Origin of the sequence: Leptospira mayottensis 200901116 (genome assembly GCF_000306675.2) — a bacterium.
GTDB classification, from domain to species: Bacteria; Spirochaetota; Leptospiria; order Leptospirales; family Leptospiraceae; genus Leptospira; species Leptospira mayottensis.
This window is the reverse complement of the sequence record NZ_CP024871.1, coordinates 2,979,179-2,987,500: the sequence shown is the minus strand read 5'-3', so window position 1 is coordinate 2,987,500 and position 8,322 is coordinate 2,979,179. Positions and strand designations below refer to the sequence as shown.

The following is an 8,322-nucleotide window of genomic DNA, read 5'->3' as shown; positions in this document are numbered from 1 at the left end:
TCGCAAACGGCGTCTTTTTAATCGGAACGTATTTCGTTAAACAATGGATCGGCGGGGAAGTTTTTTCCTGGGATCTTTTGAAAGCCTGTTTTACGATGTTTTCCGTCTTTTACTTCTTAATTCTTTTTGGCTTTGTCTCGGTTCTCAGTTTCGGTAAAAATGCTGCGTTTTTTGGAGGACTTGCGTTGCTTGTTTTTTCCACCTTTTTGGATCTGTTCATCTACGAGTCCGTTGCGGCGAATATGATTCAAACTTCGGATTTAAAAAAACAAGTCTTGGAAGCGATATATTGGATTTTACCCCAGGAAGGAACTGTGTTCTTTTTTTCGAGTTCTCTTCTCGCAAAAAGTCTTTCGCAAGTTCATTACTACGGAGAATATTCCCTTATCCAAATCGGTATTTGGATCGTTCTTTGTTTCGGATTCGTAAAAGTTGTTCTGGACAGGAAAGAACTCTAAGCATAAAGTGCCGGTTGACAAACCTTTAAAGAGTCATAACTCGTTTGGGATCAGATTCAAATGACCCAAGCGGAGTTTGGAAGTCCGCATGAAGATTCAATGGTTTCATTATGAAAAAGAAGGGTATTTTCTCTCCGTCAAAAATCTGAACGAACCGATTGAATCCCTCAATCCACTTTATTTAAGAATCACTCATTTCAATCGAAACATCGATAAAATTATCGGTTTTCTGCTAGATCGCTATCTTCAGTATCTGGACATCATACCTCTCAGAGAATGTATCTTTTCCATTTTAAGAGAGACTATCATGAACGCCGTGAAGGCGAATCAAAAGAGGGTGATTTTTAAGGAAGCGGGTTGGGATATCAAGGATCCGGTTCAATACGAAACGGGAATGGAAAAATTCAAGGAGAAATTAATTTCCAAGAAGGACCTTTATGCTGATCTTCTTGAACAAAACGGGTTGTACGTTCTCGTTACGTTCGGTTTTAATCAGAATAGTTTTCTTCTGAAGGTGGCAAATAACGTTGGTCTTCTTCCCGAAGAGAATCAAAGGATCCAAGAAAGAATTTCAAAGGCACGCACGTATAACAATCTTTCGGAGGTTTTCGAAAATCATGGGGACGAATCGGAGGGAGCCGGTTTGGGACTTGCGATGTCTCTTCTGATGTTAAAAAACGAAGGAATTGAAGGGGATTCGTATCGGATCAAATCCGAAGAAGGAATTACGTCGGCTTATATCAAAATTCCTTTCGAATTTAAGAAAAAAAATACCAATCTTCAAAAAACGGGGGAGATCCTTTCCGAATTGGATAATCTACCCACGTTTCCCGACAATGTAAATCAGATCATGAGTCTGATTAATAAACCGGATTCTTCGATCCATAATATCACCGAACTTGTAGGTAGAGATATATCACTTTCTGCGAATATTCTAAAATTAGCAAATTCTGCTTCGTTTTCGCAGAGAACTAAGGTAGAGAATTTGGAAGGTGCGATTAAAGTCATCGGTCTTTCTGAATTGAACAGTATTCTTTTGAGTTTGGGAACGAAAAAGATTTTGGAAGAAAAATACAAAGAGTTTGAATCGATTTGGGAACGGTCTAGCTTATCGGCGTTTATATGTAGGCGTCTTGGGGAAAGGATGGGTTGGAAAAAACAGACAATCACCGTTTTAGTCTGTGCGGCTTTGTTACACGACGTGGGTCGTGTGATTTTGCTTTCTCTTGAACCCGATATGTCCGAAAAAATCTCCGAAATTTTAGGAAATCGACTTTTACCTTCTCCATTGACTCTGGAGGAAGCTGCATTAGGAATTTCTCATACGACTTTGGGTGGTATGATCTGTGAGAAGTGGAACTTTTCGGATACAATTCGAGTTGCCGCAGAGATGCATCACAGACCGCTTTTGGTTAAGAAGGAATTTCAAGATGCGGTGTTTTCGATTTATCTTTCGGACATGATCATTGATATTTCCCGAGGTCTCTCCGATTATTTTCTAATTCAATCCGCCGTTCTTCAACATTTCGGCTTCAAAAAAGAAGCCGAGCTGGACGAATTTATGAAAAGAACTCTTCAGGAATATAAGGAGTTCGACAAAAAATCCTAAACTTTAGTCTTGCCTGCTTTATCTTGGAACTTTGCCGGGGTACATTATATACTTTTTGTGATGAATTTAGAGCTTGTCTTAAAATCTCAGAATATAGGAACCTCGACGAGAACTTAACAATTATAAAATATATTCGAAAGCTCGTAAACTATCAAAGGGGCGTAATTTATGGGGACTTCTATATTTTATTACGAACTTACCGAATCATTGTAACTAAGGCTTTGGGAAGGCTCTTAATTAAGATATATTCAATATTTTTGATATATAAACGGAAAGTGATTGTGCAGCCTCGTGAAAATCCGTTGCCCTTAATTCTTCCGGTCTTTTATTGAGATCGATTCCAGCGTTTTCCAAAGATTGGACGCTTTCATTTCGAAACTGTTCTTCTGAAAAATTTTCGGAGAGAGTTACTTCCGCGGGAAGGGAGGCGATTGGTGCGTTTCTAAGTGAGGAAGTCAGTTTTTTTCTTTTTCCCCAGAAAGCAGTTCTGCAAAGGCATTCGAGTGCGATAAATCCGGATTGTTTCTCGAACACCGGACAAGATTTATATTCTAGTATGGAGGAGTCCACGTTCGGCCTAGGATAAAAAGCCCCGGCCTTGACGTCCTTCTTTAAACTCCAATTTCCGTATGCGGAAAGATAAAATTGAATCGAAGAAGGTTCGCTTGAAATTCTTTTTGCAAATTCTTTTTGTACGAGAAACGCAGCACCTTTGAGTCCTTTTAAATTTTTAACGGAGCTTAAAGTTAGTTCGGAAGAAATGTAATAAGGGAGATTTCCAAAGAGATAAGTCGAATCTTGGGAGTATTCGTGCAAAAAGTCCAAGGCATTACCTTCCCTGATTTCGAATTCCGGAAGATATTCTCGGAGCCAATGTGCGTAAACCGGATCGATTTCAAATAAGGTGACCGGCTTTTGGAAGTCGAGCAATCCATGTGAGATTGCACCGAGCCCTGGACCGATTTCCAAAATTCGATCAATTGTCGAAAGAAGGTCGAAACTCAGACAGTTGAGAATGGATCGGATTGCATTCGGATCGATTAGAAAGTTCTGTCCCCATTTTTTTAATGGAGCCGAGGATTTAGACTCCAAAAATTTGCGGATTTCAGAAACCTTTCGAAATGGGTATTCTCTGGAGTTCATCTTTTTCCAGAAACATCCAATTCTCTGAAAGCCCAAGCAGTTTTCGGTTTCGATTCCAGACTTCCGAGTTATCCCGGCTTCCGTAAGGAGTTTCTAAAAGAATCCAACCGCTGCCCGTTTTCGTTTTTTGAGAGAGTTGGAAGAGGAAATCCTTTTTCGTATGAAAAAATAGAATTTTGGATTCTTTCGATAGAGGGATCTCTCGGATCGGGTTCGATTTGAGAAAATGAAATCGACTCGCTCGGCTCCAAAGTTCAAAATCACGACCCGAATAGAAAATGTCGATTTGCGAGCGATCTTGTAGACATTGAAAGGCCCAGACGAGACAAGATTCTTCTTCCACGAATACGTTTTTCAGGGGACGTTTATCGGTGGAATCGCAATAAGTTTTTTTAGAAATTCGAAATACGTTCGATATTGTCTTATATCCATATTTGCATTTTCCGGAAAATATCAGAGAATCTCCGCTTCTCAAAATAAAGAAAAACCGATTGTTTACGATACGATTTTCTGTAGGAAATAAATTCGGAGACTGATAAAGAAGCACATGGATTCCGAAGATAAAAATGAAAAACGAAACGCAAAAAATTGGATACGATTTTTTCCTAAATCTTTTTTTATTTTCTAATTTATAATATTCCGAATTTTGAATGTTTTTTGAAATTTCTTCGAATTTTTGTTTGTAGATCGCAGTGTCGATTTCTGGAAATGCAGAATCTGAATCGAGGGGAGGAAAATCTGCGTCTTTCGAATTCCGGTCGGAAACTTCGGCGCTTAATTTGTATTTCGGAGCACCCCGCAAATAGTTTTTTTCCATAAAATAAGTATAAAGAAATATTCCGACGCAGAGGAGGACCCAACCGATGATTCCGATCCAAATCGCGCCTCCCATTTCCCTGTAAAAACCGAGCGATTGTGATAATGTTTCCGACAGGTAGATCAAAATCTGAATTAAGAATTCCGTAATGGACCAAAACGGTTCGGCGAGGAAGGTCAATTTTATCTTTTGTATGATTAGAGAAGAATAAAGTATTGGGAGCAATATCCCAGCCAGAGGAACCACGATTAAATTCAATAAAATCGACCCGAAGCTGAAGGATCCGAATGCGAATAGTAACACGGGCATTGTTCCAAGTCCGGCGGAAAATGAAACCGATAGATTTTCTTTAAAGAAAGAAGTTATTGGATTTTCATCTGAAAGAAAATTACAAGTGGTTTGAATCGGATAAGAAAAAAGGAATATTCCAGTTACCGCTCCAAAAGAGAGACAAAAAGAGACCGTATACAATCCGGGAGGGTCCACGATCCATAAGATCCAGGCGGAACCGAGTAGCAGATCGACCGATCGTAATTTTCGAAAGAATAATCCTTGAAACAACAACATTCCCGCAAAAATCCAGGCTCTTGAGAGTGAAACCGGATAGCCCAAAGCGGACAGATAAAGAAATCCGGTAAGTAGAGGAATGATTCTCGGTAGCTTGTATCCTAAACTCGGTATTAGTCTTAGAAGTCGATATTGAACTCCCATTAGTATTCCGAGATGTAGTCCTGAGGCCGCAAACAAATGTAGAATTCCTCCTTCTTTCGCTTTCGTTTTGAATTCTCTGGAAAGTTGTTTTGCTTCTCCGAAAATAAGTCCTAAGGCAACTCGGTTGGAATTTTTTTTCAGGTCGGCTTCTTTTAACTCAAGTAAAACTTGTTCTCTAAATTTTTCTTGGAAAACTTTTTCTAGCTTTCCGAAAGGATTTTTTTGAGAAATAGCGTTCTTCTGCGGATTTTTTTGGAACCTTACCGGAAAATAGGTCGAAACACATGCGAAAAGAAACATTCCAAAAATGGAATATTTTACAATTTGAAACCTTTTTTTTAGAAGTGATCCGATCGAAATTGCAATTACGCCGATTCCGATCCATAGAAGGATCATGCCTGGTAGGATTAAATCAATGACGATTCCTACAAATGTTCCTAAGGAAATTTTTGAATATGCGGAGCAAGGCAACCAGTTTTGGATATGTTTTTTCACATCTTTTACGGTTTTTGATCTGCTTCCTACGGAATGTTTTTTATTTCTATTTTGGAATCGATTTCAAGGCAAGGATTTGGGGAACCTACAAAAATGTGGGAACTTCTCTCTTTTGAATCTGCTTGTTAACTTTTCTTTGAGTTCTTACAGGATTTGTCGTGTTTGAGGATGCGGACCTGTTTTTGCAGTAGCTCCCACAGATTGAATTTGATTTGACGGAATGCCTCTAGCAGGTGCAGGTCCGGAGAAATGCGGAGTTCGTAGCGGCCCGGGTCCGTCTTGCGGCGGGGAACGCCCGGAAATCTACCGACAAATTACTTGCTTTTGAGAATTTGGGTTTTGTCTTTTTGTTCTAGTCTTTTTTGTGCGGATCTCAATTCCGCATCCGCAATCGACAAGGTCCATTCTGGAAAATGTCTAACTAAAAAATATTGAAGCCAGGAATCCCAGGTTGCATATCCTAAAAATTTCCTTTTAGGCAACCAGTTCATAAATGCGTTCGTCACTTTTTCTACGGAATGAACCGCGTTGATTGCCGAACCCATTTCGATCTCCTTTACGAGATCGGGTTTATCCTGATTTTCTTTTTTCAACCCGGGGGTATCGGTAGTTGGAGGAAGAAAAACTTTCACTCGAACTCCATGAAGCATCATTTCCTGTCGCAAAGATTGTGCAAAACCAGTAATCGCAAATTTACTCGCCGAGTACGCTCCGTAACCGTATATGGAAAACGTAGCAAGCATGGAAGAGACGAGTACGATGTCTCCGTACTTTTGTTTTAGGAAATGATCCTGAAAGGCTCGAACCAAGTTGACGTGTCCGAAAAAATTCACGTCCATCAATTGATAAAAGTCCGATTCCTTTAAGTCGCCGACTTTTCCCGCTTTCGCATAACCACTGTTACAGATGAGAAGATCCAGTCCGTTTAAAATTTTTAGGGTCTTTTTTGCAACTTTTTGGACTTGTTCGGGTTTGGAAACGTCCGCGATTGCAAAATCAAAAATTGCGTTTTTGTGGCCTATCCTTTTCAATTCCTCTACGGTCGTTTTTAGGTTTTTTTCATTTCTGGCCGAGAGAATCACGCTTGCGCCACGTTTTGCGAATTCGACGGCTAATCCTTTGCCGATTCCAGAGGAACCTCCGGAAATAAAAACTTTTTTACCTGCAAATTGTGGGTAATTTGATTTCATATCCGATGTTCTCCCTCTTTTTAATACGATTTCCGAGATGTTTCTACGAACGATTCTACAATAAGGAGAATCGATTTAGTAAATTTGAATATTTGGAATCTATTTTTTAATTTTGTATCCCGTTCTGAAGATCAGCCAAACTAAACCGAGGCAGATCGAAAGAAACACGAAAACCATTGTAAGGCTTACTCCCACACTGACGTCTGCTATCTCGTAAAAGCTCCAGCGAAATCCGCTCACTAAATAAAGTACAGGATTAAAAAGAGTCAATTTCTGCCAAAAAGGAGGAAGCATATTCACCGAATAAAAACTTCCGCCTAAAAAAACGAGAGGGGTGATGATAAGCAGGGGAATGATCTGTAACTTTTCGAAATTTTCGGCCCAGATCCCAATAATGAACCCGAACAAACTGAAAGAGATCGAAGTTAGGAGTAGAAAGAGTACCATCACAAAGGGATGTGCAATTTTTACAGGAACAAATAGAGAAGCGGTGGCGAGCATGATCGTTCCGAGAATCATAGATTTTGTTGCGGCGGCTCCTACAAAACCGATTACAATTTCGATCATGGAGACCGGCGCAGCGAGAATTTCATAAATTGTTCCAGTAAACTTTGGAAAATAAATTCCAAAAGAAGAATTGGCAATGCTCTCCGTCAATAAAGACAACATGATAAGGCCCGGAACGATAAAGGATCCGTAACCTACTCCGTCGACTTCCTGAATCCTAGAACCGATTGCCGATCCGAAAACTACGAAATATAAGGAAGTGGAGATGACGGGAGAAGCGATGCTCTGAAAGAGCGTTCTCCAAGTTCTGGACATTTCGAAAATGTAAATAGATTTGATTGCGTAAAAATTCATTGTGATACCAATTGAACAAATATTTCTTCTAAAGAACTTTGGGTCGTATTCAAATCTTTGAATTCGATTTTGGCCTTTTTGAGGTCTTGAAGAAGAGCGGAGATTCCAGTTTGTTTTCCATGAGAATCATACGTGTAAAGAAGTTGTTTTCCGTTGTTTACGATCTCCAATCCTTTCGTTTTCAAAGTCGTCGGAATTTTTTTCAGAGTTTGAGTTAAATCGATTAACAATTGTTTTTTACCGAGTTTTTGCATGAGTTCTTTCTTATCTTCCACAAGGATCAATTCACCGTTGTTGATCACCCCGATTCGATCAGCGATTTCTTCGGCTTCTTCAATGTAATGAGTGGTGAGGATAATGGTTACTCCGTTTTCGCGGAGATTACGGACGATATTCCACATATCCTTTCTGAGTTCAACGTCCACTCCGGCGGTAGGCTCGTCCAAAAAGAGAATCCTCGGTTCGTGCGCAAGCGCTTTGGCGATTAAAACGCGACGTTTCATTCCACCCGAAAGGGTAAGAATCATGTGGTCTTTTTTTTCCCAAAGAGAAAGGGACTTTAAAAGTTGTTCAATATAATCGGTGTTAGGCGGTTTTCCGTACAATCCTCTTGTAAAATTTACGGTCGCCCATACGGATTCAAATGCGTGTACACTCAGTTCCTGCGGAACGAGTCCGATCTGGGATCTCGTAAAACGAAAGTCCTTGAGAATGTCTTTTCCGGAAACGCGCACCGAACCTTCGCTCGGATTTACGATTCCACAAATGATGGAAATCAGAGTTGTTTTACCGGCTCCGTTTGGGCCGAGAAGCGCGATGATTTCTCCGTCCCGTATTTCCAGAGAAACGTTTTTCAACGCTTGAAATCCGTTCGCGTAGAACTTGGAAAGATTGTTTACAGAAACAATGGGTGACTTCGTTTTCGGTTTCATATTCCTCTTAATGACTTAAATTCGTTTGAATAGAATGCCTAATGTACCGAGTCCCCTTTCTCAGCACAGCATCATTTCGATTTTTTAAACTGGATTTGTAATGCGA

Annotated in this window: 7 protein-coding genes (1 of these 7 running past the window's edge); 2 read left to right on the top strand and 5 right to left on the bottom strand. The window is 40.0% G+C overall.

Features of this window, described 5'->3' with window-relative positions:
* Both LEP1GSC190_RS13585 and LEP1GSC190_RS13580 read left to right on the top strand, forming a co-directional pair.
* On the top strand, positions 1 to 458 hold the 3' portion of the coding sequence (locus LEP1GSC190_RS13585; RefSeq protein ID WP_420844260.1) for an ABC transporter permease. The gene continues 244 nt to the left of window position 1, outside the view; the window shows 458 of its 702 coding nt (coding positions 245-702); its start codon lies beyond the left edge, outside the window; its stop codon occupies positions 456 to 458.
* Between the two features lie 88 nt (positions 459 to 546).
* Complete coding sequence (locus LEP1GSC190_RS13580) at positions 547 to 2,067, top strand: HDOD domain-containing protein (protein ID WP_002746876.1); 1,521 nt, start codon at positions 547 to 549, stop codon at positions 2,065 to 2,067.
* Positions 2,068 to 2,304: 237 nt separating this feature from the next.
* On the opposite strand, the gene rsmA is transcribed toward LEP1GSC190_RS13580, so the two are convergent.
* The 5 genes from rsmA to LEP1GSC190_RS13545 form a co-directional block, all read right to left on the bottom strand.
* Positions 2,305 to 3,210 carry a 16S rRNA (adenine(1518)-N(6)/adenine(1519)-N(6))-dimethyltransferase RsmA gene (gene rsmA / locus LEP1GSC190_RS13570; protein ID WP_002746700.1) on the bottom strand — a complete coding sequence of 302 codons (906 nt, stop codon included), beginning with the start codon at positions 3,208 to 3,210 and terminating at the stop codon, positions 2,305 to 2,307.
* On the bottom strand, positions 3,173 to 5,233 hold the full coding sequence (locus LEP1GSC190_RS13565) for a ComEC/Rec2 family competence protein (RefSeq protein WP_036047854.1): 2,061 nt from the start codon (positions 5,231 to 5,233) through the stop codon (positions 3,173 to 3,175). Before LEP1GSC190_RS13565 ends, rsmA begins: the two co-directional genes overlap by 38 nt.
* Positions 5,234 to 5,547: 314 nt before the next feature.
* Entirely contained in the window at positions 5,548 to 6,423 is an 876-nt protein-coding gene (locus LEP1GSC190_RS13555; RefSeq protein WP_002746908.1) for an SDR family NAD(P)-dependent oxidoreductase, read from the bottom strand.
* A gap of 99 nt (positions 6,424 to 6,522) precedes the next feature.
* Positions 6,523 to 7,284: an ABC transporter permease gene (locus LEP1GSC190_RS13550; protein ID WP_002746857.1), complete on the bottom strand. Its 762-nt coding sequence runs from the start codon at positions 7,282 to 7,284 to the stop codon at positions 6,523 to 6,525.
* Positions 7,281 to 8,216, bottom strand: a complete 936-nt coding sequence (locus LEP1GSC190_RS13545) for an ABC transporter ATP-binding protein (RefSeq protein ID WP_002746708.1) — start codon at positions 8,214 to 8,216, stop codon at positions 7,281 to 7,283. The genes LEP1GSC190_RS13550 and LEP1GSC190_RS13545 overlap by 4 nt, the downstream gene beginning before the upstream one ends.
* Between the last annotated feature and the right edge of the window lie 106 nt (positions 8,217 to 8,322).